This window comes from Paraburkholderia hiiakae (assembly GCF_904848665.1).
Classification (GTDB): Bacteria; Pseudomonadota; Gammaproteobacteria; order Burkholderiales; family Burkholderiaceae; genus Paraburkholderia; species Paraburkholderia hiiakae.
On the sequence record NZ_CAJHCQ010000007.1, the window covers coordinates 36574 to 58433 of the forward strand.

20 protein-coding genes are annotated in these 21860 nt (G+C 65.9%); 11 read left to right on the plus strand and 9 right to left on the minus strand.

Translation table 11 applies throughout. The features are described 5' to 3' along the window. Position 1: 1 nt before the first annotated feature. From JMY28_RS14935 to JMY28_RS14945, 3 genes are all read right to left on the minus strand, one after another. On the minus strand, positions 2 to 1357 hold the full coding sequence (locus JMY28_RS14935; protein WP_201696721.1) for an MdtA/MuxA family multidrug efflux RND transporter periplasmic adaptor subunit: 1356 nt from the start codon (positions 1355 to 1357) through the stop codon (positions 2 to 4). 359 nt (positions 1358 to 1716) lie between these two features. Then, on the minus strand, positions 1717 to 2553 hold the full coding sequence (locus tag JMY28_RS14940; RefSeq protein ID WP_201696722.1) for an IclR family transcriptional regulator: 837 nt from the start codon (positions 2551 to 2553) through the stop codon (positions 1717 to 1719). A gap of 458 nt (positions 2554 to 3011) precedes the next feature. Next, positions 3012 to 4559, minus strand: coding sequence for a class I adenylate-forming enzyme family protein (locus tag JMY28_RS14945; protein WP_201696723.1), 1548 nt, complete (start codon positions 4557 to 4559; stop codon positions 3012 to 3014). A 273-nt stretch (positions 4560 to 4832) separates the two neighbouring features. On the opposite strand from JMY28_RS14945, the gene JMY28_RS14950 reads away from it, so the two are divergent. Then, positions 4833 to 5750: a LysR family transcriptional regulator gene (locus JMY28_RS14950; protein ID WP_201696724.1), complete on the plus strand. Its 918-nt coding sequence runs from the start codon at positions 4833 to 4835 to the stop codon at positions 5748 to 5750. A gap of 141 nt (positions 5751 to 5891) precedes the next feature. Then, positions 5892 to 6641 carry an SDR family oxidoreductase gene (locus JMY28_RS14955; protein ID WP_201696725.1) on the plus strand — a complete coding sequence of 250 codons (750 nt, stop codon included), beginning with the start codon at positions 5892 to 5894 and terminating at the stop codon, positions 6639 to 6641. A gap of 109 nt (positions 6642 to 6750) precedes the next feature. On the opposite strand, the gene JMY28_RS14960 is transcribed toward JMY28_RS14955, so the two are convergent. Further along, a complete protein-coding gene (locus JMY28_RS14960; protein ID WP_201696726.1) occupies positions 6751 to 7953 on the minus strand; it encodes an ammonium transporter in 1203 nt (400 codons plus the stop codon). A gap of 428 nt (positions 7954 to 8381) precedes the next feature. Between JMY28_RS14960 and JMY28_RS14965 the strand changes: the two genes are divergently transcribed. Continuing rightward, positions 8382 to 10163 carry a sensor histidine kinase gene (locus JMY28_RS14965; RefSeq protein ID WP_201696727.1) on the plus strand — a complete coding sequence of 594 codons (1782 nt, stop codon included), beginning with the start codon at positions 8382 to 8384 and terminating at the stop codon, positions 10161 to 10163. A 67-nt stretch (positions 10164 to 10230) separates the two neighbouring features. Here JMY28_RS14965 and JMY28_RS14970 read toward each other — a convergent pair whose 3' ends face one another. Both JMY28_RS14970 and JMY28_RS14975 read right to left on the minus strand, forming a co-directional pair. Continuing rightward, complete coding sequence (locus JMY28_RS14970) at positions 10231 to 10560, minus strand: hypothetical protein (RefSeq protein ID WP_201696728.1); 330 nt, start codon at positions 10558 to 10560, stop codon at positions 10231 to 10233. 145 nt (positions 10561 to 10705) lie between these two features. Then, a complete protein-coding gene (locus JMY28_RS14975; protein ID WP_201696729.1) occupies positions 10706 to 11287 on the minus strand; it encodes a DJ-1/PfpI family protein in 582 nt (193 codons plus the stop codon). A 59-nt stretch (positions 11288 to 11346) separates the two neighbouring features. Here JMY28_RS14975 and JMY28_RS14980 point away from each other — a divergent pair, with 59 nt between their 5' ends. The 5 genes from JMY28_RS14980 to JMY28_RS15000 all read left to right on the plus strand — a co-directional run bounded on the left by JMY28_RS14980 (position 11347) and on the right by JMY28_RS15000 (position 16338). Further along, positions 11347 to 11892: a GNAT family N-acetyltransferase gene (locus JMY28_RS14980; RefSeq protein ID WP_201696730.1), complete on the plus strand. Its 546-nt coding sequence runs from the start codon at positions 11347 to 11349 to the stop codon at positions 11890 to 11892. 2 nt (positions 11893 to 11894) lie between these two features. After that, on the plus strand, positions 11895 to 12365 hold the full coding sequence (locus JMY28_RS14985; RefSeq protein ID WP_236596877.1) for a hypothetical protein: 471 nt from the start codon (positions 11895 to 11897) through the stop codon (positions 12363 to 12365). A 125-nt stretch (positions 12366 to 12490) separates the two neighbouring features. Continuing rightward, a complete protein-coding gene (locus JMY28_RS14990; RefSeq protein ID WP_201696732.1) occupies positions 12491 to 12946 on the plus strand; it encodes an Rrf2 family transcriptional regulator in 456 nt (151 codons plus the stop codon). Positions 12947 to 13051: 105 nt separating this feature from the next. Next, complete coding sequence (locus JMY28_RS14995) at positions 13052 to 13696, plus strand: NAD(P)-dependent oxidoreductase (protein ID WP_201696733.1); 645 nt, start codon at positions 13052 to 13054, stop codon at positions 13694 to 13696. Positions 13697 to 13815: 119 nt separating this feature from the next. After that, positions 13816 to 16338, plus strand: coding sequence for a mechanosensitive ion channel family protein (locus JMY28_RS15000; protein WP_201696734.1), 2523 nt, complete (start codon positions 13816 to 13818; stop codon positions 16336 to 16338). Between the two features lie 22 nt (positions 16339 to 16360). On the opposite strand, the gene JMY28_RS15005 is transcribed toward JMY28_RS15000, so the two are convergent. After that, positions 16361 to 16972: a cysteine dioxygenase family protein gene (locus JMY28_RS15005; protein ID WP_201696735.1), complete on the minus strand. Its 612-nt coding sequence runs from the start codon at positions 16970 to 16972 to the stop codon at positions 16361 to 16363. Positions 16973 to 17098: 126 nt separating this feature from the next. Between JMY28_RS15005 and JMY28_RS15010 the strand changes: the two genes are divergently transcribed. Then, positions 17099 to 17560: an Lrp/AsnC family transcriptional regulator gene (locus tag JMY28_RS15010; protein WP_028204798.1), complete on the plus strand. Its 462-nt coding sequence runs from the start codon at positions 17099 to 17101 to the stop codon at positions 17558 to 17560. A 94-nt stretch (positions 17561 to 17654) separates the two neighbouring features. After that, positions 17655 to 17849 (plus strand): hypothetical protein, encoded by a 195-nt coding sequence (locus tag JMY28_RS15015; RefSeq protein ID WP_201696736.1) that lies wholly within the window; start codon positions 17655 to 17657, stop codon positions 17847 to 17849. Positions 17850 to 17869: 20 nt separating this feature from the next. On the opposite strand, the gene JMY28_RS15020 is transcribed toward JMY28_RS15015, so the two are convergent. After that, positions 17870 to 20407, minus strand: coding sequence for an FUSC family membrane protein (locus JMY28_RS15020; protein WP_201696737.1), 2538 nt, complete (start codon positions 20405 to 20407; stop codon positions 17870 to 17872). Between the two features lie 106 nt (positions 20408 to 20513). After that, positions 20514 to 21185: a VC0807 family protein gene (locus JMY28_RS15025; RefSeq protein ID WP_236596878.1), complete on the minus strand. Its 672-nt coding sequence runs from the start codon at positions 21183 to 21185 to the stop codon at positions 20514 to 20516. A gap of 236 nt (positions 21186 to 21421) precedes the next feature. Between JMY28_RS15025 and arfB the strand changes: the two genes are divergently transcribed. Further along, a complete protein-coding gene (gene arfB / locus JMY28_RS15030) occupies positions 21422 to 21826 on the plus strand; it encodes an alternative ribosome rescue aminoacyl-tRNA hydrolase ArfB (protein ID WP_201697018.1) in 405 nt (134 codons plus the stop codon). Positions 21827 to 21860 lie beyond the last annotated feature (34 nt).

Sequence of the window (21860 nt, forward strand, 5' to 3'; positions counted from 1 at the left end):
CTTACTGGGCTTGCGTCTGCGATGCGTGGCGGTGGCCATGACGCGCGCCCGAGGCCGCACCGGCCCACGATGCGCCTTTCGCGCCGGATGCGCCTTTCGCGTGCTGCGGGTGCTCGGCGGGAATCGTGATCTTCGCGCCTTCGCGCAGACGGTCGGAGCCGTCGGTCACCACGCGCTCGCCCACGGCGAGGCCCGAAGCGATGCTGGTGCGTTCGGCGTCGACGGGCCCGACCTTCACGAGCCGCACGCTCACCGTGTTGTCAGGCTTCGCGACATAGACGTATTGCCCCTGCGAGCCGTTGAGCACGGCCGAAGTGGGCACGATCACGGTGTCGTGGAGCGTATCGACGAGCAGGCGTGCGTTGACGAACTGGTTCGGGAAGAGCCCCTGCTCGTGGTTCGTGAAGCTCGCGCGCAGCTTGACGGTGCCGGTCGTGGTGTCGATCTGGTTGTCGATGGTCTGCAGCGACCCGGCTTCCAGCATCGTGGCGTTGCTGCGGTCATAGGCCGTGACCGGCATTTTCGTGCCCGCGCGCAGCTGCTTCATGATGGGCGGCAGGTTGTCCTCCGAAGTCGTGAAGATCACGCTGATCGGCTCGAGCTGCGTGAGCACGACGATGCCGTTGGTGTCGCTGGGTGTCACGTAGTTGCCCGGATCGACCTGGCGCAGGCCCACGCGGCCCGACACCGGCGCGATGATCCGCGCGTAGGTGAGGTCGAGCTTGTAGGTATCGACGTTGGCCTGATCGGACTTGACGGTGCCCTCGTACTGCTTGACGAGCGATGCCTGCGTGTCGACCTGCTGGCTCGCGATCGAGTCTTGCGAGAGCAGCGTCTGATAGCGCTTGAGGTCGAGGCGCGCCGTGGCGAGCAGCGCCTGGTCGCGGGCGAGCTGGCCTTCGGCGTTGGCGAGCGAAATCTGGTACGGGCGCGGGTCGATCTGTGCGAGCACGTCGCCCTTTTTCACCATCTGGCCTTCCTGGAAGTACACGTCCTGAAGCGTGCCGGATAGTTGTGTGCGCACCGTGATGTCGGCAAGCGGCGTGACCGTGCCGAGCGCGGTGATGACGATGGGCATATCGCCGGCCTGGGCGATCGCCACGCTCACCGGTTGAGGCAGGTTGGCCATGGCGCCCGGGCCGCCGTGACGCATGCGCGCGCCGGCCGCCGATGATGCGTTGCCGCCCGAGAGCGCCTTGTTCCACGGTTGCCAGCGTGCGAGCACGATGCCGGCGATCACGATGACCACACCCAGCGCGATGAACTTGCCCTTGCTGCGCCTCGCGGCGACCGGAGCGGGGGACTGCGGCGTCGTTTCTTTACGGGAGGAATCCGGGCGCTTTTCTTGTTGATCCATCGGTCAGGTCGGTAACGGGTTCTCGAAGGCTCTAGGCTGAGCGGATTATGTGATGCCGGCCGCGAAGCGCACGGCGCCGGCGTAGCGGACGCGCTGCGATGCTACGCACGTCGTACGCAAGCAAGATGTCAGGGCTGGCCCCGCTCTGGCGCAAATACCGCGCCCTGAGACCACGGGCATGGGCGGCTTCACTGGCGGCTGGCTGGCGTTGCGCACGCAGGGCGGCGCAGCAGCCCCTTGGCGCCAAAAAGCATGATGCTACGTTGCCCGCTTCGTTACAGTCCAGTGCAGTTTCTTTCGAGACGTTACGAGCGTTACATGCGTCGTGTGCTTTTTGTAATGCGAGGGCGCTCGCGTTGTCAGGTTGAATGGGGCAGACGCAGGGCGCCGCCAATTTCGTCGACGATGCGTCCGACACATTCGCGCATCAGCGGCACGACGTGAGCGACAAGCCACTCGCGCGTGCACTGCTGCGAGGCGCCGCCGCAGTTGATGGCGTAGATCTCGTCGTTGGGACCGGCGAACGCCGTGGCAATGGCGTTGAGCCCCTCGTGCCATTCGCCGATCGCGAGCGCGTACCCGTGGACGGTGGTCTCGGCGAGCGCGGCGTCGAGACGGCTGCCGAAAACGCCCCAGTCGTTGCCGCTCGAGGTCTGCAGCGCGGCGGTGAGTTCGGCGCGCGCGTGCGGATCGAGCGCAGCGAGGTACGCGCGCCCGACGGCGGTGCGGCCCATGTCGATGCGCGAGCCGACCTCGAGGCGCGTGACGAGCACGGCGGTGCGCGGGCGGATCGCGTCGATCACCACCATGTCCAGACGGTCGCGCACGGTGAGGTGCACCGAGAGCGCGGTGCGCTCGGCGAGCCGCGTGAGAAAAGGCCGTGCGCGGCTGCGGATGTCGGAGTTGCGCAAAAAGCCGTTGGAGAGCTCCAGCACCGATGACGTGAGCACGAAGCGTTCGCTGTCGGGCAGCCGGGCGAGAAAGCCCGTGCTCACGAGCGTGCCGGTGAGCCGCGAAAGCGTGGGCTTGGGAATGCCGGTCAGCTCGGTCAGTTCGCGGTTGCTGAGCGGCGCGTCGGCAACTGCGACGCAGCGCAGCACGGCGAGACCGCGCGCGAGCGCGGTCACTTCGTCAGCGCCACCGTCTTTGTCGCGTGGGGTTTCATCGGAATGGCGGGATTCGGGTGCCGAAGTCATTGGCGGGACAATTTTCCGAAACAGGATTTCAGATTTCAGATTTCACGCGCGGCGTCGCAAAGGCGACGCGGACTTGCTGCGCGATACGGCAGTTTGCGTTCGATCAACATTGCGCTCGCTAAATTAGGGCGCAAAATTTCAGACGATTGCAATGGATGCCAGATGCTCGATGATTGGCGCATTTTGGCGAGATTTTGCTTGACTTAGTCAGCATGTGGGTAAAAAATGGAACCCGATTTCGGCAATAGGCCACAACCCCGCAACATTGCGGGGTTTTAATGTGCTTCTCGATATGCAATTCGCATAATTGCGCATCGTTTTCCATTGGCACGGCTGAGCTGAATACCGCCTCTCAGGTTCTAGCACGGCCCTCGGAATGGCTAGAACTTTTCAAGGCGCCACGTGCAAACGTGGCGCTTTTTTTTCCGCCCGACTGCAAACGGACGAGTCGCAGCCGATCAGGCGACCGCGCCGCTAAAGCGCTCGCGCAACTCGCGTTTGAGCACCTTGCCAATCGGGCTGCGCGGTAGCGCGTCGACAATCACGACGTCGGCAAGTCGCTGCATTTTCCCCAATTGCCCGTTGGCCCAGGCGGTGAGTTCGTCGGCGTTCAATGCCGAATCTGGTTGGAGGGTGACGAATGCCACGGGCGTTTCACCCCAGCGTTGCGACGGCACGCCAACCACCGCGGATTCAACGACTTCGGGGTGCCGGGCGATCACCTGTTCCAGATCGCTTGGATAAATGTTGAATCCGCCCGAGATGATCATGTCCTTCTTGCGGTCCATCAGCACGAGAAAGCCGTCTTCGTCGAAACGACCGACGTCCCCGGTTCGAATGAAGCGCCGGCCATCGCTGTCGTGCCACTCGGCTTGCGCCGTCTTTTCGGGTTGCCGATAGTAGCCGGTCATCATGGCAGGCGAGCGCCCGATGATTTCGCCCGCTTCCCCGGCGGCGACCTCGCGTCCGTCGGCATCGATCAGGCGCATTTCATGGCCGTTCAGCGGACGGCCAACCGTGTGCAGCTTGTTGGGATACTCGTCCGCACAAAGCTCGCATGACGCGCCGCCTTCGGTCATTCCATAGAACTCGGTGAGCTTGCCTGGCCACCTGCGCAGGGCGTCCGCCTTGAGGCCTGCCGGGAACGGAGCACTCGTGCAGAACTTCGCGCGGAAACTGGACAAGTCGTAGCGATCGAAGTCTGGATGGCCGAGGATGCGCTGGTATTGCACGGGCACCAGCATGGTGTGCGTGACATGCTCGCGCTGGGCAAGCTCAAGATATTGCCTCGCGTCGAATTTGGGCATGAGGACGACCGTTCCGCCGAGCGCCAGCGTCGGGAAGAAGCTCACTAGCGTGGTGTTCGAATAGAGGGGCGTCGCAATCAAGGTGACGGCGTCCGGGCCGTATCCGCGCTCTACGCTTCGTAGCGTGTAGGCGTAGCGCATGGCGTGCGACTGGACGATCCCCTTGGGCGTTCCCGTCGTGCCGGAGGAGTAAATGATGTTGAATGCCCACTCCGGCTGAATCTCCACCTGCGCGGGAGCGGCGCCCACGGGCGCCAGCCAGGCGTCGTACTGCGCGGCCGCACCGATATTGACGATGCGCAGAGCAGGCGGCAACGTGACGCTCGAAAGCAGTTGGCAGACCGCGTCGTCGGCGAAGAGAATTTGCGCCCGGGAGTTCTCCAGCATGGCGACGAGGCTGTCCGGATGCGTGGAGGGAGACAGTGGCGCGACCGCCAGTCCTGCTCTGAGTGCGCCGAAGAACACTGAGGCGTATTGGATGGAACTCGATGCGCAGATCGCAACGACGTCTTCGGGTGACAGTCCATCACGTTGCAGCGCGGCAGCACAGCGGTCGATCATCGCCTGGAGCGCGGCGAACGTGAGCGTTTCATCGTCGCAGACGATTGCCGCACGCGCGCCGTGTTCCGCCGCCCGTTGGCGAATCATGGCGGTCAAATCGACGAACGGTGAATCGGGTGACGGGGACTTCACGGACATGGCCTCATACCTCACTGGAAAGATGGCTTCGCGATGGCGTGATCCGGCTCTCTTGCGTACGCGTTTCCCTTCGGATTGGCGCGGCCACGCGCTATGGTTTATGAACGTGCGTTCGATTTTCTGCCCGTTAAAGACGCTAAACAATGACAAATTTTCTGTACAGAGCGTCAAAGCGACTTTGACAGTTTGCCCCACAAGGCGGTGTCATACGCCCTGACCCCTGCGCCGTTTCTGCCATACCATCGCGTGATCACCCATTCGATGGAGTCGCACATGCTCTCCGAAGAGGAACTGGCGTTGCTCGACGCCATCCGCGAGACCGGCAGCCTGTCGCGTGCGGCTGCACGTTTGAACAAGGCGCCTTCCACGATTTCGCATGCAGCGCGCCAACTCGAAGCGCGGTTCGACGCGCTGCTCTTCGACCGCCGACGCTACCGTCTGCAGCTTACGCCGGCCGGGCATCTGCTCGCGGAGGAGGCGAGCCGCCTGATGCAGGACGTCGCGCGCATGACGCAGCGCGTGCGACAGGTCGCAAACGGTTGGGAAGACCGCTTGTGGATCGTCACCGACGAGATTCTCGAATTCGAACTGTTGATGCCGGTGGTCCGCGACTTCGACGCGCTGCGCTCGGGCGTCAAGCTGCGGTTCACGCACGAAGTGCTCTCCGGCACGTGGGAGGCCCTGCGCGACGGCCGCGCCGATCTGGTCGTCGGCGCGACCAACGAGCCGCCGGCCATCGACGGTCTGCACTGGTTCGAACTGGGCGTGATGGAGTGGGTGTTCGCGGTGGCGCCACGCCACCGGCTCGCGCGCGAGAAGGCGCCGCTCACCCGCGAGCGCATGCTGGCCGAGCGCGGCGTGGCGGTCGGCGATTCGGCGCGGCTCACGCCGGGTCGCGGCTACGGGTTGCTCGGCGCGCAAGAGGTGCTGGCGGTGCCGTCGATGCGCGCCAAGATCCTCGCGCAGCGCGAGGGTCTTGGCGTGGGCTGGGTGCCGAGGCAGCGCGCGGCGAAGCTCATCGAGCGCGGCGAACTGATCGAGAAGGCCACGGCGAACCCGCGCGAGCCGAACGTGCTGTACGTGGCGTGGCGCGGCGAACACGTAGGGCGCGCACTGCAATGGTGGATCGACCGGTTGCGCGAGCCGCGTCTTGCGAAGCGCCTCGTCGAGGGTATTGCGGTCACGGGTTGAAGCCGCTTGTCTGCACCCTGGCGCAAACGTTCGATGGCTTCGAACGTTTGCGCCAGGACCGTCGCACGGCAGGCGGCGCGCCGGCCGGCAATATGACGTCACAGTCTCAGGTCGAGACGATCCCCCCTCAAGGAGAACATCATGAACCGCTTTGCCAACAAAACTGTCCTCGTCACCGGCGGCACCAGCGGCATCGGCCTCGCCGCCGCGCAAGCCTATGCCGCCGAAGGCGCGCACGTCATCGTCACCGGCCGCGATGAAGCCGGGCTCGAAGCCGCGCGCCTCGCGCTCGGCCCGAACGCCCGGGCCTTTCGCAACGATGCGGCCTCGCTCACCGGCGCGCGCGAACTGGCTGCCGCCGTGCGCGACGCGGGCGTGCGCCTCGACGCCGTGTTCATCAATGCGGGCGTGGCGAAGCTCGCGCCGTTCGAGCAAGTGGACGAAGCGCTTTGGGATGTGACCTTCGACACCAACGTGAAGGGCGCGTACTTCCAGATTCAAGCGCTCTTGCCGGTGCTCAACGACGGCGCGGCCATCGTGCTCAACGGCTCGATCAACGCGCATATCGGCATGCCCACTTCGTCGGTGTATGCGGCGAGCAAGGCCGCGCTGATTTCGTTCGCGAAGACGCTCTCGGCCGAATTGCTGCCGCGCGGCATTCGCGTGAACGTGGTGAGTCCCGGGCCCGTGAAGACGCCGCTCTACAACAAGTTCGGCATGGACGCCGCCGCACTCGCGGCGGCCGAGGAGTCGATCCGCGCGCTGGTGCCGCTCAAGCGCTTTGCGACGGTGGAGGAGATTGCCTCGACGGTGCTGCATCTGAGCGCCGCCGAATCGGCCTTTATGGTCGGCACCGAAGTGATCGTCGCCGGTGGCATGGGCCAGCTTTGATGATCGTCTGGTGATGCGTACGGGGTGCGGGCGGCAGGGCGCCGCCCGTGCGTGAGTATTGCGCGGCGCTCAGGAAAGATCAGGCGACGTCAGGCAACTTTAGGCAACTTCAGGAAACCGTTTCGCGTTCCGGCGTGGCCGTAATCTTGTGGATCGACAGGTCGGTGCCGTTGAACTCCTGTTCGCGATCGATGCGCAGCCCCACGAACTTGCGCAGCAGGCCGTACACCACAAGGCCGCCGAGGAAGGCGATCACGATGCCGGCAATCGTGCCGACGATCTGCGCGCCGAGCGAGACGCCGCCGAGCCCGCCCAGCCCGCGCTGGCCGAAAATACCCGCGGCGATGCCGCCCCACGCGCCGCACAGGCCGTGCAGCGGCCACACGCCGAGCACGTCGTCGATGCGCCAGCGATTTTGCACGCAAGTGAACATATAGACGAACAGCGCGCCGGCTACCGCCCCCGTCACGAGCGCGCCGAGCGGATGCATGATGTCCGAGCCCGCACACACGGCCACGAGCCCCGCGAGCGGCCCGTTGTAGGTGAAGCCAGGATCGTTGCGGCCTGCGAACCAGGCGGCGAGCGTGCCGCCCACCATCGCCATGAGCGAATTGACGGCGACGAGACCGCTGATCTTGTCGATCGTCTGCGCGCTCATCACGTTGAAGCCGAACCAACCCACCGCGAGCACCCACGCGCCGAGCGCGAGAAACGGAATACTCGAGGGCGGATGCGCGGCGATGCGGCCGTCGCGCGTATAGCGGCCGTGACGCGGCCCGAGCAGCAGCACAGCCGGCAGCGCGATCCAGCCGCCGAACGCGTGGACGACCACGGAGCCCGCGAAGTCATGGAACGGTACACCGAACATGTGCGTCATCGCATCTTCGAAACCGAGGCGGTTGTTCCACACCATCCCCTCGAAAAACGGGTAGATGAAGCCGACGATCACGAAGGTCGCGAACAGTTGCGGATTGAACTTCGAACGCTCCGCAATGCCGCCCGACACGATGGCGGGAATCGCCGCCGCGAAGGTGAGCAGGAAGAAGAAGCGCACGAGCGCGTAGCCGTTGTGCTCGGCGAGCACGTCGGCGCGCGAGAAGAACTGCACGCCATAGGCGAGCGTATAGCCGATGAAGAAGTAGGCGATCGTCGAAATCGAAAAATCGACGAGGATCTTCACGAGCGCATTGACCTGATTCTTCTTGCGCACGGTGCCGAGTTCGAGAAACGCGAACCCGGCATGCATGGCGAGCACCATGGCGGCGCCCAGCAGCAGAAATAGCGTGTCGGTGCCGGTCTTGAGATTGTCCATCTGGCGTACCCAGTTTGCCCAAAATGGGCGCATACAACGCAAGATGCGGGCCAGCTTCGGCGCCAAACTGGTGAATTCGTGGCCACTACAGGCGTCAAGCCGGTGCGGCTGTGCACCGATGCGGAAAAAGCGTGCATGTCGGGTCCTTGAACCGGGTGCTGATATCTGGGGCGCATGCACCACGTTTCGGCACGAACTCGGGCATGCGCGCAAAGGTGGGGAACTCGCGCGCCAGAATAGGGCGGTTAATTCGATTTTCCTTTCCATATCAATGAATTGTCGGCTAATCGAAATAACCTGGAGTTTTCGTGGCCGGGCAAACTTCGGCGCACATGGGCCGCACTTAGGGCGCACATAGGGCGCAAACGCCGACATAATGGCCAGATTGCCACCTCACGCACGTCCGGTCGCCCGGTACCCGCCACGCAATGCGCCTCACGACCAAAGGGCTTCTGCTGATCGCGATTCCCGCCGTATTCGAACTGAGCTTGCTGTCGGCCATCGTGAAGGCCGAGACCGACGCCGCGGCGGCAGAGCGCTGGGGCCAGCACAGCCAGGCCGTGCTGGCGCAAGCTTCGCGCGTGCTCGAACCGGTGCTGGTCGAGTCAGTGAAGCTGCGTGGCGCAGTAGCGGCCAACGACACGAGTTACGCCACACCCGTTTCGATGTGGATGGACGTGGACCGCCGCATCGACCTGCTCGTCGATCTGGTCTCCGACAATCCCTCGCAGGTCGAGCGCGCCGTGCAGATTCGCTACGCCGTGCAGAACTATCGCCAATGGTCGGACCGCGTGCAGGACCTTCTGCGCTCGGGCCGCCGCGCCGACCTCGCCGAGCGCTTTCGCGCGCTCATGGCCGCCGACGTGCTCGACCGCGTGCGCACGCAGATCGTCTCGTTGCAGACCGAGGAGCGCCGCCTCGACGTGTTGCGGGTTGCCGCCGCCGAAGCGGCACGCGCTCAGCAACAGACACTCGTGATGACGGCGGTGCTCGGCTCGATCGTACTGGTCGCGCTTGCCGTCTGGGTCTTTACGCGCGGTGTGCGCGGTCGGCTCGATGCGCTTTCCGACAACGCGAGCCGGCTAGCCGCGAACGAACCGCTCGCGCCGCTCACGGCGGGCAACGACGAAATCGCCGAGCTCGATCTCACGCTGCACCAGATCAGCCAGCGCCTGATCGAAGCCGAGCGGCTGCGTCTCGGTTTTCAGGCAGACCTCGCGCGGCGCGCGGACCAGCTTGCGGGCATCAACGAAAACCTGCGCCAGCAGACTCAGGAAAACGAGATGTTCATCCACGGCGTGTCGCACGATCTGCGCGCGCCGCTCGTGAATCTGCAGGGCTTCTCGCGCGAGCTCAATCATGCGTGCAACGACCTTCGCGAGCGCGTCGCGAAGTCTTCGCTCACGCCGCAGGCACGCGCGCGCATCGAGCGGACCATCGACGAGGACATTGGCGAGGCATTGCGCTATTTGCAAACGGCGGTGCTGCGCGCATCACACATCATCGACGCGCTGCTGCGGCTCGCGCGCGTGGGACGCGTGGAGTACCGGCGGCAGCGCGTGAGCGTCCAGGAGCTGGTGCAGCGCGTGGTCGATGCGATGCACGCCTCGATCCGCGCCCGCGGCGCGCAGGTGAGCGTGCAGTCGCTGCCCGACGTATGGGGCGACCCGACGGCGCTGGAACAGGTGTATGCAAACCTGATCGGCAACGCGCTCAACTATCTCGATCCGGCGCGCGATGGTCGCGTCGAGATCGGCACAGCGCATGCGCCGCCGGGCGTCGAGTCACTGCAGATTTTCTATGTGCGCGACAACGGACTCGGTATTCCCGAGGTGGGCTTGCCGCGGCTCTTTCAGGCGTTCCAGCGCATGCACGGCAATGTTGCGCCGGGTGAGGGCATCGGGCTCGCGCTCGTGCGCCGCGTCGTGGAGCGGCACGGTGGGCGCGTGTGGGTGGAGTCGATGGAAGGCGAGGGAACGACATTCTATTTGTCGCTGCCCGATGCGCTTGCCGTCGCGCCGCCTTTGCCCGGCGACGCGGAGCAGATCATCAGCGCACTCGAACGCGCGGAGCGTTCGGAAGGGTCGCCGGGTGGCTTTTCAGGATATGGCGCGAGCGATGGCGCAGGTGGCGCGAACGCGAAGGGCAGCGTTCGAAGCGAATTACGGACGACACCCCAAACGGCGTTGCGACCACCCGCAGGCGCTTAGGAGGCGTGCTTAGGAGGCACGTTAGGAGAGACTTAGGCACTGACAGGCAAGCGCACTCGCTGTGCGCTCAGCACGTGCTGAAGAGCCGGCGTGGCTTGAGCAGGCGGCTCGCGCGAAACGACCAGATGGCGCCCACGCCCCCGAGTGCCAGTGCAGTGGCCAGTATCGTGTGAGGATTCATGGCGATGCCGAACGGCACGCTGAGCGGCAAGACGAAGCTGCGGTCGAGCATGAGCAGCGCGGCCCACAGCGCAAACGCCCCCTGCAGGAGTAGACGCGTGCCGTGCAGGTGGCGCGCCCGGTCGGTCAAGCTGCCTTTGCGGCCGCCGCGCTTGCAAAAGAAGAGGATCGCTGTGAGGGCGATCCCGAGTATCACTAGCCAATCCGTAAGATCCACGACACGCACTCCGTACTCCAGAATAACTGGCGGCTATTCTGGCTAGCGGTGTGGTGCGGTGAAATCAGACCAGTCCGAATTGGCAGTCGGCGCGCGCCGCGCCTCATGCGAGACAGGCGCGGCGCGCGAGTGGATCAGTGCCCGCTCACGGCTCGATGCGCGTACCGAGGAGCGTGAGGAACTGGCGCAGCCATTCGGGATGAGCGGGCCACGCCGGCGCGGTGACGAAGGGGGCGTCCGTCACCGCGCTGTCGATGGCGATGTCGGCGTATTCGCCGCCCGCGAGCCGCACCTCGGGCGCGCAGGCCGGATAGGCGGAAATGCGCTTGCCGCGGATCACTTCGGCGGCGGCGAGCAGTTGGGCAGCATGGCAGATCGCCGCGATGGGCTTGTTCGCATGGGCGAAGTGACGCACCATCTCGATGACCTTCGGGTCGAGGCGCAGGTATTCGGGCGCACGCCCTCCCGCGATGGCGAGCGCGTCGTAGCTGGCGGCGTCGATTTCGTCGAAAGTCGCGTTGAGCGCGAACTGGTGCCCCGGCTTTTCGGTGTAGGTCTGGTCACCCTCGAAATCGTGGATCGCGGTCTTCACGCGCTCGCCGGCCTTCTTGCCGGGGCACACGGCGTCGACGCGGTGGCCTACGGCCTGCAGCGCCTGGAACGGCACCATCGTTTCGTAGTCTTCGGCAAAATCGCCGGTGAGGAACAGGATCTTCTTGACGGCCATCGTTTGTCTCCAGAGGTGGACGGGGGAACAGATCTTGCGCGAGGGCAGTCTACCCCATCATGTTTGACGATTTCACAAAACATGGCGCTGCGGGCGATGCGCGGCACCCTCGGCAATCCATCGACTGGCGGCGCTACGAGCCGGGCCGCGACGCGCCCGCGCTAGCCGCTTTGTTTCGCGCGTCCGTGACCAAGCTTGCGGCCTCGTGCTACGACGCGGCGCAGCGCGTGGCGTGGGCCGCGGCAGCGGACGATCTTGCAGACTTCGACGCGCGTCTCGCGCGCGGCGTGACGCTCGTGGCGGAGTGTGACGGTGCGGCCGTTGCGTTCGGGCAGCTCTTTCCGCTCGATCACGTCGAGATGCTTTACGTTGCGCCGGCATGGTCGCGCCACGGGCTCGCGACGGCTTTACTGGCGCGGCTCGAAGCGCTCGCGCTCGAAGCGCGCTCGACGGTATTGAGCGCCGATGCGAGCGCGGTGTCGCGGCCTGTTTTCGAGCGGGCGGGTTTTTCGCTCATTTCGTCAGAATCGGTGCGGCGCGACGGCGTATCATTGCCGCGTTTTCATCTATGCAAGCCGCTTCATGCGGGGAATTTTTCAGGATGACCATGTTTTCGAAGGTTTCGACGCAAAGGCTGACGCTTGCCTGCCTGCTCGTGTGTGCGGCACTCGCCGCCGGCTGTAACAAGCAGGACGCTTCCACGCCCGATCTGAGCAAGCAGTCCGCGGACGCCGTGAAGCAGGCCACGCAGGACGCCGCCAGCCAGGCCGCGCAGCAGGCGGCGCAAGCGCTCGGCAAGGCTGCGAGCTATGTGAACCAGCAACTCGGTGCGGCGCAGCAGAAGCTCGATTCGGCGGCGTCGCAAGGTCAGCAGGCGAGCGCATCCACGGCCGAGCTGGCTTCCTCGGCGCAGGGCCAGTTGCACGGCGCGGCAAGCACGGCGCAAGCCTTGCTCGGGCAGGCAGCCGCGGCCACCGGCACCGGCTTGACGAATGCGGGGCACTCGTTGCAACGCTGGGCGAGCAACGCCGCCGAGGCCGCATCGGCGCCGGGGCAGGCGTCGGATGCCTCGAAGTAAGGCCGCAGCCGTGCGAGCTGCGGCTGACGGGTTGACGCTACGGATTAATGTAATTATGATGGTTACACTTTTTGGCATGTGTGGTTCGATACATTCGCGCGCCGCGCAGCAGTGGCAGGTTCGCCGTGAATACGAGTAGCCGTTTCGCCTTCGCCGTGCATGTGCTCGCGCTACTCGCGCAGCAAGAGGGCGTGCCGCTGTCGTCGGAGGTCATCGCGGGCAGCGTGAACACGAATCCCGCGCTCATTCGCAGGCTGCTGTCGATGCTTGCCGGCGCGGGCCTCACGGCGTCGCAACTGGGCGCGGGCGGTGGCGCGCTGCTCGCGCGCGAGCCGCAGGCGATCACGCTGCTCGACGTCTATCATGCGGTCGACGACGCGCAGTTGTTCGCCATGCACCGCGAGGAGCCGAATCCGGCTTGCCTCGTCGGGCGCCATATCCAGCAGACGCTGCGCGGTGTGATCGACGACGCACAGCGCGCCATGGAGGCGTCGCTCGCCACTCGCACGCTCGCGGACGTCGTCGACGACATGGCGCGCAGCGAGCGCAAACTCGAACGCGCGCGGGCGCGACGGGCCTGAACGGAAGGCGCGCTGCGAGATTCATCAGCGGGGCATTGCCCCGTTTATTCACCCCTAAAATGTAACTTTGGTAGTTACATAAATACGGAAAACAGGAGTCAGTTCATGAGCAAGACGCTGAAAATCGCTCTCTTTGGCGCAACGGGCATGGTCGGTTCGCGCATTGCCGCTGAAGCGGCGCGGCGCGGCCACGAGGTGAGCGCGCTGGTGCGCCAGCCCGAACGAGTGGCAGCCACGCCGAACGTTCACGCGGCGCCTGCCGATTTGCTCGACGCGGCGAGCGTAGCCGCAGCGGTGCGCGGCCATGATGTAGTGGCGAGCGCCTACGCGCCGCCCAAGGAGCAACTCGGCGATCTGCTGGTCGCGAGCCGCGCCTTGGTCGACGGCGTGCGAGCGGCGGGGCTCAAGCGTCTCGTGGTGGTGGGTGGCGCCGGCTCGCTGGAGGTTGCGCCCGGCAAGCAGCTCGTCGATACCGAAGGCTTCCCGGATGCCTACAAGGCGATCGCGCTCGCCCACCGCGAGGCGTTCGAGTACTACCGCACGGTCAGCGACATCGACTGGACGTTCTTCGCGCCGGCCGCGATCATCGCCCCGGGCGAGCGCACGGGCACGTTCCGTACGGCTTCCAATACGTTGATCGCCGATGCGAAGGGCGAGAGCCGCATCTCGGCCGAAGACTACGCGATCGCCTTCGTCGACGAGTTGGAGCAGGGCCGCTTCATTCGTCAGATTGCAACGGCGGCCTACTGAGGCGCGAAGCGAAGGCGCGACGCGGCGCTACCTTCGCGCTGACAAACTGTTACGCACGCGCGAGGCGCGGGGCGGCGGAGTGCGGCTAAACTGGACCGTCCTGTTTTTGCCTCTCCGCCATGAATACCAGCATCGGACGCGATGGCGCGGGCGCCGGGCCGTCGCGCATGCGCTTCGGTGCGGCAGATCGTGCACTATTTTCGCGCGCCACACCGGTGCGCTCATGCGTTCGCGCCTTCCTTCGCGCGCTGATCCTCCTCGCGTGCCTCGCGGCGTGCCTGGCCGTGCCGATGCGGGCCGCCGCCCAAGCGGTGCCGGCGCCCGTGCTGCCGGTGCTCAAGAGCATCATCACCGGCGCGCCGGCCGCGGCCTCCGGCGCTTCGGCAGCCGAAGCGGCTTCGGCGCCTTCACCTGCGAGCCAGGCCGAGTTCACGCGCTCGCTCGACAGCGTCATCGCCACGCTCGACAACGAGCGCCAGCGCACCGCGCTCCTCAACCAGCTCAAGAAGCTGCGCAGCGCGTCGGAAAACGTGGCGCCCGCGCCCGCTTCGGGTGCGGCGTCGACCTCGGGGCTGCTGGGCGCGATCGCGTCGGGCCTGGCCAATGTCGAGGCGGACGCGCGCCGCGGCCGCAGTCCGTTTCACTACTGGGCAGGGCGCTTCAGAGCAGCCGGCATCGAGCTTTATGACGTCGCGTCGGGCGGAGAAGGGGAAAGCCTCGGGCGCATCGTGTTCGATCTGTTCGCCATGCTGGCCGGCTGGGGTGCATGCGCGGCAGTGCTGCGCTGGCTCGAGCGGCGCCTGCTGAGGCGTTTCGATGTCGAGACAGGCCTGCGGCCCGATCCGCGCACCATCGATCTGCTGATTTTCGTCGTGCATCGCGCGGCGCCGTGGATCGTGGCGTTCGTCGGCGCGCTCGTGGTCGAGCGCTCGATGCCGGACGCGCTCGGGCGCACGCTCGCCCTCGTGATCGCCTACGCGATCGTTGCGGGCGCGGTGTTCTCGTCGATCTGCCTGATCATGTTTTCGCTGTTCGGCTCGGGGCACCGGCGCGCGGCCGTGCGCGTTCTGATCGCGCGCTCGCGCCGGCTGCTCTTCGCGATCGGCGTGCTGGCCGCGCTCGGCGACGCCGCGACCAATTTCGAGGTCGCGCGCCAGTTGGGTGTGAACCTCGCCGCACTGGTGAGCACCGCGGCGAACATGGCGGCGGCCGCGCTGACGGTCGTATTCGCCATCGCGTTCCGGCGGCCGGTCGCGCATCTCATCCGCAACCGCAGCTATACGCTGCGCCACGGCCACAAGGCGCTCACCGAAGTCCTCGACGTGCTCGCCTCGCTCTGGCAACTGCCGATGCTGCTGCTCGCCGGCGCTTCGATCGTCGCCACGTTCGGCGGCATCGGCAACCGCGACGACGTGCTGCAGATCTCCGTGGTCTCCGCGCTCCTGCTCGTGCTCGCGTTCTTCCTCTCCGCCGTCGTGCTGCGCATCACGCGCCCGAACCCCGCGCGCGTGCGGCGGCGCTCGCCGTATCTGCGGCGGCTGCTGCGCTTCGCCGGCACGCTGCTCGTGGTGTTCATCTGGTTCGCGTATTTCGAGTCGTGCGCGCGCCTTTGGGACATATCGCTCGCCGCCACTATCGAGGCGAGCGTGGCCGCGCGCGGCATCGCGCACGCCATTTTCGCGATCGTGTCGACGGTGTTTCTCGCGTGGCTCGTGTGGATCACGGTCGATACCGCGATTCTCGAAGCGCTCAACCCGACCGGCCCGCGCACCAAGGGCCGCGCGCCCAGTACGCGCGCGCGCACCATGCTGCCGCTCGTGCGCAACGCCGTGCTCGTGACGATCCTCACCATCACCGGGATCGTCACCGCGGCCAATCTCGGTATCAACGTGACACCGTTGCTCGCCGGTGCGGGCGTGATCGGGCTTGCCATCGGCTTTGGCGCGCAGTCGCTCGTGGCCGATCTCATCACGGGCCTCTTCATCATCATCGAGGAGACGATCTCGGTGGGCGACTGGATCGACATCGACAATGGCCATGCGGGCACGGTCGAACATCTGTCGATCCGCACCGTGCGGCTGCGCGACGGGCAGGGCGCGATCCATGCCATTCCGTTCTCGCAAATCAAGATCGTGAAGAACCTCTCGCGCGATTTCGCGTTTGCGGTATTCGAAGTGCGTGTGCCGTTCTCGGTCGATCTCGATACGGTCACGCGCATGATTCGCGAGACAGGCGCCGAACTCGTCGCCGACTTCCGTTATCGCCGCGAGATACTCGGGCCTGTGGAAGTGTGGGGGCTCGACCGGTTCGACCCGAACTGGATGGTCGTGAAAGGGCAGATCAAGACGCGGCCGCTGCAGCAGTGGAGCGTGGCGCGTGCGTTCAATGCGCGCCTGAAGCGCCACATGGACGAAGCCGGCATCGAGATGCCGGTGCCGCAGATGCAGGTGCACATGGCCTCGCGCAACGGCGATGTCGAGGAGCCGCACGGGGCGGCGCATGCTCATCCGCCTGCGTCTGGCGCGCACGCGCCTGGCGGCGTGGCGCGCGACGCCTCACACGAGCCGCGGCCCGCGCCGCCGCCGACCGCGGGCCCCGAGGGCGCGCCGCCACAGATCCCCACGGCGGGCGGCCGCGGCTGAACGCCTGCGCCGCTTAGACCGCTCAAATCACCTTGTCGCGCCGCAGTTGTGCGAGCGGCAGCACGTCGTTGACTTGCGTAGCGATGTGCTCGACGGCGACGCCGTAGACGTGCAGCGAGACGGCCGGCGCGCCGCTGCCGTTTGAGAGCCGGTGAATGCTGGCGCGCCCGCGTCCACCGAACGACACCGCGCCACTCGCGCGCGGATGCGAGCGAACCACGTCGGCGCCCTGGCGCGCATCGTCCCACGTGTAGAGCGTTTCGGTCAGCGTGCCGTCGAGCACGGCGTAGCCGCACCAGGTGTGATGTGCGTGAATCGGGCTCGCGTGACCCGGCTGCCAGACGAGCGCCGCCACCGTGTAGCGGCCGCGGCTGTCCGTCGCGATGACATGACGCCGGTACGTGTCGGCGCCGCCTTCGCGCTGCGCACTCGTGACGAGGGCCGGGTCGGCGAGCGCTCGCGTGAGCGCTTCGCGCATGCCGCGCGCGAAGCGTGCGCAGCGCGACGGGTCGCGGGGCGTCGCGCAGGCATCGAAGGCCGCGTCGAGCGCAGCGGTGAAGCGTGCGACCGCCGCGGCGTGCTGCTCCGCGGTGTGGACGGCACTCAGCAGGGCGAGTTCGGCTGGGGCGTTCATGGCGTGTTCTTCTTCCGTTTTCCTATAGGAAGATTTATAGCCGTTCGCGTCGAGAAAGAGTTTTCCTATTCTTTTCCCATTTGCCCATCGTGTAGAATAAATTTCTACGCTTCGGGGAGTGCGGAAATGGATCTCATCGACAGAAAGCTGGTTGAGCTGCTGCAGCAGGACGCGACTATGCCGGTCGCCGAATTGGCGCAGCGCGTCAATCTTTCGCAAACGCCATGCTGGAAGCGCGTGCAGCGCCTGAAGGAAACGGGCGTGATTCGCGCGCAGGTCGCGCTGTGCGACCCGCGCAAGCTCGGCGTGGGAACGACGGTGTTCGTCGCCGTGCGCACCAACCAGCACACCGAGGCATGGGCGCAGACCTTTACGCGCGCCGTGCAGGAGATTCCCGAGATCGTCGAGGCGTATCGCATGAGCGGAGAGACCGACTACCTGCTGCGCATCGTGGTCTCCGATATCGACGATTTCGACCGCGTCTACAAGCAGCTCATTCGCGCCGTGCCGCTATTCGACGTCAGCTCGAGCTTCGCGATGGAGCAGCTCAAGTATTCGACGGCGCTGCCCGTGCGCAGCGGGACGTAACGGCACGCAGGTCCCTCGTGGCGCAAGCCGTCTGCAAGGCTTGGCGGCGTAGAATGCCCGTTCCTGTCATCCAATTCGAGGCTGGGCACGACCGATGAACGAACCGCGCAAGAAGAACCCCACCGTTGGCGTTGCCGTGCTCATCGTGGTGGTGGTGGTGTTCGTGATCGGCACCGTGCTGTTCAACGCACTGAAAAGCAAGCGCGAGTACGAAGAGACTGTTGGCGCCGGCGGGGCGAATGCATCCGCGAGCACGGCCGCTTCGCAAGCCAGCGGCTCGACGCAGTGACGCGCCGGGCCATTTCCTTCTTATTCCTCCGGTAGCCGGATGATGCTCGCGTCCCGGCGAATGAGCCAGGACGCTGCGATCATCTGCTTGCATTGGTGCGCGAGCAGTTTGAGCTCCTGCGGAAGTTCCGCGGTGGCGCCGAGCGCGCGCTCGGTTTCCACCACCATCGCATCGAGTTCGCGCGTGAGTTGCCTCGTGATGTCAGTTTGATCGAGGGGCGCCGGCGTGCCCGCCTCGGCGGCGACGAGGTTCTCGCGCACGCACGAAAGCGCGCGCTCGAGTGCATCGAGTTTGACCTCTGGCTGGTCGGGCCGCGCCGTGCTGCGCAGGAGCGGAGCGGTGGCCGTGATTTGCGAGGCGAGCACGTGGCTGCGCACGAGCAGGTCGTTGAGTTCGGGCACGAACTTCTGCGCGGCCTTCGGCTCGAGCATCATGCGCTGGAACGCCTGGCCGAGATTCGCAAACGCCACGTGCACGTTCTTGCGCGCGAGCCGGTAGCGGAAGTCGCGCGCGAGCGACGGTGCGGCCGCGGCTGCGCCCGCAGTGGTTTGCGTGGACTGTGCAGCGGCTTTCGCACCCACGGCCGAGACGGGCGAGCCGGCAGCGCCGGTCGTAGGCGACTCGTCGATCGTCGCGGCGGCGGACGTGGCCGCGACCGGTTCGTCAACGACACTTGCCGCGTTCGCCGAGGCGCTTCCCATTGCGCTCACGCTGACCGAAACGTGATTTGCCACGCCGCCCGCATCCGCTGCAATTGTCGTCGCGGGGGCGTCACGGGCCGACACGCGTGCGCCTGCCTCGCTCGCTGCGACCACCGCGAACGCCGGCTGTGGCGCGCTGGTGCGCCCGCTCCACCACCAGCTTGCCTCGAGGTAGCTGCGCGTCGCGGCGATCATGTCGTGCACGAGCTTGCCCATCAGACGGTATTCCCAGTACGGGAATAGATGGCTCGCGGCGATGGCGATCATGCAGCCCACCACCGTGTCGATCGCGCGCTCGCCGATGATGCGCATGCTGCCGGGCGCGAGCAGATGGAACATCAGGAGTACATAGGCCGACGTGAACACCACGCTCGCCGTGTAGTTGAAGAGCAGCAGGCTGTAGCTCATCACCATCGCCGCGAACATCGAGACGAGCAGCACGAGCGGCTGCTTCACGAGCAGGATCAGCGCAATGCTCGCGATACAGCCGATCAGCGTGCCGACGATACGCTGCGCGTTGCGCTGGCGCGTGAGCGAGTAGCCCGGCTTCAGGATGATGATGCTCGTCATCACGATCCAGTAGGCGTTGGTGAGCGGCAACAAGCGCCCGAGCCAGAAGCCCACCGCCACGGCGATCGTCACGCGCAGTGCGTGGCGAAAGCTCGGTGAGGCCATCGTGAGATTCGAGAAGATCTGCAGCCAGGACACGCGACGGTTCGTCACGAAACGTGTGAGCGCTTCGTCGATGCGCACCTCGGTCTCAGTCGTCGGCACCTCGCTCGCGAGACTGCGGCGCATGCGATCGATCAGGCGTGTCGCGCTCCAGATACGCCGGAACGACGCCGAGATCGCCGCATAGGCCTCCGGGTCGGTCGCGGCCAGGTCGCGCTTTTTCAGCTGCTCGAGCTCGTATTCGATGGCGCGCAGCTCGGCCTTCACGTTCACGCTTGCGCGCGGCGCTTCGTTTTGCAGCACCGCGAGGCCGATGTCTTCGAGATCGGCGGCGGCCTTGCGGATCAGGTCGCGATAGAACACGAGCAGGTCCGAGCCGCCGAAGGTGTTGCGCACGAGCGGGTAGTCGGTGTGCGCGCCCACGAACAGCTCATGCAGATCGACCGTGTTGATGAACAGGTTGAAGTGCATGGCGCGCCGCGCATCGATCTTGCCGGCCCTGAGTTTCGGCAGGTTGCGCAGCACGATGTCGCGCGCCGCGTCCTGACGCTCGACGGCGGCGATCTGCTTCGCGACGAGCTTGCGATAGCACTCGTCGAGATCGTTGTCGAGGTCGAAGAACTGGGCGCGCGCGAGCAGATAGTCGGCGCAGGCGAACACGCTTTCGGCGAGCGCCTGCTGCTCGATGCGATCGAGCATCAGGTGGCTGATCAAAGTCGACCACGCCGTGTACCAGAGGCCGCCCAGCAGGATCCACAACGCATTGACGAGCGCGAGATGCGGCGTGAAGTGCTCTTCGAGCGTCATCACCATCATGAAGAGGGTGGCGAAGCTGATCTGTGGCCAGCGGTTGCCGTACACGACGATCAACGAGAGCACGAAGGTGAGGGGCACCACTGTGGCCCATAGCGCGATGGGACTGAAGGTGGCGAGGCCGGTCGCGTAAGCGGAGAGAAACCCGATCACGCTGCACGCGAGCATTTCGTTGCGCTTGTACTTGAGCGGACCCGGCATGTCGACCACGCAGGCGCCGAGCGCGCCGGTCGAGATGGTGAAACCGAGCTCGCTTTTGTGAAAGACGAACAGGCACAGGACGGCAGGAAGCGAGATGCCGATCGCGATGCGCAGGCCGCCGTAAAAGTACTGGCTATAGAGGAATTTCCTGATTTCTACGGAGTAGCGCATCGACTGCCGGGGAGTTCGAGAGCGGACGGTACGCCGCGGACTGTGGCGCTGAGTCTAACGTATTTCGGGCACGATCTGACCGCCGAGGCGTGACGAACCGGGTGGCTCAGTCCACGCTCAACGTCGTCGCGTTCGTGGTCGCGCCCGCGTCGCCGAGCAGGCCGTGCGTGCCGTGGATGCGCCGCATGCGCGTGCGATACCAGAAGGTCCAGGCCATCAGGCCGCCGAACACGCCATAGCCGATGATCGGCGAGACGACGAGAAAGCGCTCGATCGGCCAGGTGGCGGCCAGATAGGTGCGCAGCGCGGAGTCGAGACAAAGCCCGAAGCCCCAGATGAACGTGAGCAGCCGCATGGCTGCGACGAAGCTCGCGTTCTCGTTCCAGAGCTGTTCGAGCCGCGCGACGCCCTCGCGAGTCTCGCGCGCGACCGTAGCTCGCGTGAGATAGAACACGAGCGGGCGCTTCGCCAATAGCGAGATCAGGAACGCGGCGCCGATCGCGCCTGAGGCGAGGCTCTCGCGCATCAACAGGACGCGCGGGCTGCCGCCGAACGCTACGGCGAGGAGCGAGAGCACGATGCCGAGCAGAATGACCGCCGAGAGCGCGTCCACGCGCCGAAAGCGCACCAGTTCGACGATGCTCCAGGCAAGCGGCGGCGCGGCCGAGGCAATGAGGCCGCCGACTTCGCCCCAGTGCGGCTCGGCGAGACGATAGGCGACCCAGGGAAGCAGCAGATTGACCGCCAGTTCGGCAACGAATGCTGGACGCAGCTTCATGGGTTGCGTGCTCCTGAGGGTTCTACCGAGGCAATGACGCCAGTATGGTTCATGCGCCACGCGGCGGCAAACTGGTTGCGCAGCCGCCCGACGGCGAGGCTGCATTTCGCATGCCCGCTGCGCACCGCGCTTGCCGATTGCGCCGGGCCTGTGGCGCGGGTGTGGGGTGCGTGGCGCGCTTGTGTCAACCTCGCCGCGCTGTGCGACACTGCCGCGTGCTTTCCTTCTATCAGCCCATGACCGTACGCGCGCCCATCCCGTTGCAGGAAATCGAACTCGTCGCCGTTCGCGCACAGGGCGCGGGCGGCCAGAACGTGAACAAGGTGTCGAGCGCGATTCATCTGCGTTTCGACATCCGCGCCTCCTCGTTGCCCGAGGTGCTCAAGATGCGTCTGCTCGCGCTCGCCGACCGTCGGATTACGAGTGAGGGCGTCGTGGTGATCAAGTCGCAGGAATACCGCACCCAGGAACAGAACCGGGTGGCCGCACTTGCGCGCCTCGAGGAACTGATCGACAGCGTGAGCGTGACGCGCAAAGCGCGCGTGGCGACGCGCCCCACGCGTGCCTCGAAGCTGCGCCGGCTCGACAGCAAGGCGCGCACCGGCGAGCTGAAGGCGGCGCGCCGGCGCGTATCCGAATAGCGACCAGGACCGCTCGGCGCATTGCCGGTCTGCC

What these genes read in the sequence shown, in the direction of transcription:
- JMY28_RS14980 (WP_201696730.1), top strand. Translation starts at nt 11,347, where the DNA reads ATGTTTGACGATTTCACAAAACATGGCGCTGCGGGCGATGCGCGGCAC.
- JMY28_RS15005 (WP_201696735.1), bottom strand. Translation starts at nt 16,972, where the DNA reads ATGAACGCCCCAGCCGAACTCGCCCTGCTGAGTGCCGTCCACACCGCG.
- JMY28_RS14935 (WP_201696721.1), bottom strand. Translation starts at nt 1,357, where the DNA reads ATGGATCAACAAGAAAAGCGCCCGGATTCCTCCCGTAAAGAAACGACG.
- JMY28_RS15020 (WP_201696737.1), bottom strand. Translation starts at nt 20,407, where the DNA reads ATGCGCTACTCCGTAGAAATCAGGAAATTCCTCTATAGCCAGTACTTT.
- JMY28_RS15000 (WP_201696734.1), top strand. Translation starts at nt 13,816, where the DNA reads ATGAATACCAGCATCGGACGCGATGGCGCGGGCGCCGGGCCGTCGCGC.
- JMY28_RS15025 (WP_236596878.1), bottom strand. Translation starts at nt 21,185, where the DNA reads ATGAAGCTGCGTCCAGCATTCGTTGCCGAACTGGCGGTCAATCTGCTG.
- JMY28_RS14940 (WP_201696722.1), bottom strand. Translation starts at nt 2,553, where the DNA reads ATGACTTCGGCACCCGAATCCCGCCATTCCGATGAAACCCCACGCGAC.
- JMY28_RS14945 (WP_201696723.1), bottom strand. Translation starts at nt 4,559, where the DNA reads ATGTCCGTGAAGTCCCCGTCACCCGATTCACCGTTCGTCGATTTGACC.
- JMY28_RS14950 (WP_201696724.1), top strand. Translation starts at nt 4,833, where the DNA reads ATGCTCTCCGAAGAGGAACTGGCGTTGCTCGACGCCATCCGCGAGACC.
- arfB (WP_201697018.1), top strand. Translation starts at nt 21,422, where the DNA reads ATGACCGTACGCGCGCCCATCCCGTTGCAGGAAATCGAACTCGTCGCC.
- JMY28_RS15015 (WP_201696736.1), top strand. Translation starts at nt 17,655, where the DNA reads ATGAACGAACCGCGCAAGAAGAACCCCACCGTTGGCGTTGCCGTGCTC.
- JMY28_RS14955 (WP_201696725.1), top strand. Translation starts at nt 5,892, where the DNA reads ATGAACCGCTTTGCCAACAAAACTGTCCTCGTCACCGGCGGCACCAGC.
- JMY28_RS14965 (WP_201696727.1), top strand. Translation starts at nt 8,382, where the DNA reads ATGCGCCTCACGACCAAAGGGCTTCTGCTGATCGCGATTCCCGCCGTA.
- JMY28_RS14985 (WP_236596877.1), top strand. Translation starts at nt 11,895, where the DNA reads ATGTTTTCGAAGGTTTCGACGCAAAGGCTGACGCTTGCCTGCCTGCTC.
- JMY28_RS15010 (WP_028204798.1), top strand. Translation starts at nt 17,099, where the DNA reads ATGGATCTCATCGACAGAAAGCTGGTTGAGCTGCTGCAGCAGGACGCG.
- JMY28_RS14975 (WP_201696729.1), bottom strand. Translation starts at nt 11,287, where the DNA reads ATGGCCGTCAAGAAGATCCTGTTCCTCACCGGCGATTTTGCCGAAGAC.
- JMY28_RS14995 (WP_201696733.1), top strand. Translation starts at nt 13,052, where the DNA reads ATGAGCAAGACGCTGAAAATCGCTCTCTTTGGCGCAACGGGCATGGTC.
- JMY28_RS14960 (WP_201696726.1), bottom strand. Translation starts at nt 7,953, where the DNA reads ATGGACAATCTCAAGACCGGCACCGACACGCTATTTCTGCTGCTGGGC.